Origin of the sequence: Paracoccus salipaludis, assembly GCF_002287065.1 — a bacterium.
In the GTDB taxonomy this organism is placed as follows: domain Bacteria; phylum Pseudomonadota; class Alphaproteobacteria; order Rhodobacterales; family Rhodobacteraceae; genus Paracoccus; species Paracoccus salipaludis.
Genome location: NZ_NSJZ01000085.1, coordinates 1 through 770, shown reverse-complemented (window position 1 = coordinate 770; position 770 = coordinate 1). Strand labels below are relative to the sequence as shown.

Below are 770 nucleotides of genomic sequence, written 5' to 3'. Positions count from 1 at the left end.
AGGGTGACGCCTTCACCCCCGAGTTCCGCAGCCTGCTGAACAAGGCGGCGAAGAAGGCCAAGCAGACGCAGGCAGACTATGCGGCCGAGGTGCTGGCAGCGGCCGCGCGCAAGACACTGGCGGGCACCCCTGACGACACCCCGCCCGGCAACCCGACCCCGGCGATCATCCCGCCCGAGATCCTCGAGCGGCAGGAAGCGACCGACCGGAAGCTGGCCGCGCTGGCCGACCAGGTGCGCGCCCTGACCGAGCTGCAACAGAAAACCCTATGGGCGCGGATCAGGGGAAGGTTTCGCCCCTAGCACAAGCTAGGACGCTTTCCCTTGCGACAATCTGAGCAAATACCCTAGAATGAGAACACCCCCGGCTGTGGCGGCCGAGGGTGTTAAATGCAACTTGCCGAGGCACGGCGCTGCGGTGTGGATGGACTCATGATAGAAAACCTACGTGAGAGCCGCAAGCGTGAAAGAGGCCCCGGCCAAACCGAGGGACAACCCGAATGGGTGTTTTCGCTGAGTGGCAACCTAAGTATGCCGGGCACGGCATCCCTACCTTTCCCCTGAACATCAGCGACGGGCAGAAGAAACCCGCGACCAAAGGCTATGCCCGCACCGGGCTGAAAGGCTCAGGGCAACTGGTGCTCAAGTTCCCCGATGTGAACGCCTTCGCCTTCATGGCAGGGGAACGCAGCGGTGTAACCGTGGTGGACATCGACAGCCCCGACGACGAGGACATGCTGCGCGATGTGCTGCGCCGATACGGTGACACCC

2 protein-coding genes are annotated in these 770 nt (G+C 63.6%); both read left to right on the top strand.

From position 1 onward, the window contains the following. On the top strand, window positions 1-302 hold a 302-nt coding region (locus tag CK240_RS18820; RefSeq protein ID WP_167650110.1), incomplete at its 5' end, for a hypothetical protein. Between the two features lie 197 nt (window positions 303-499). After that, the coding region (locus CK240_RS17670; RefSeq protein WP_135058941.1) for a hypothetical protein at window positions 500-770 on the top strand (271 nt) is incomplete at its 3' end.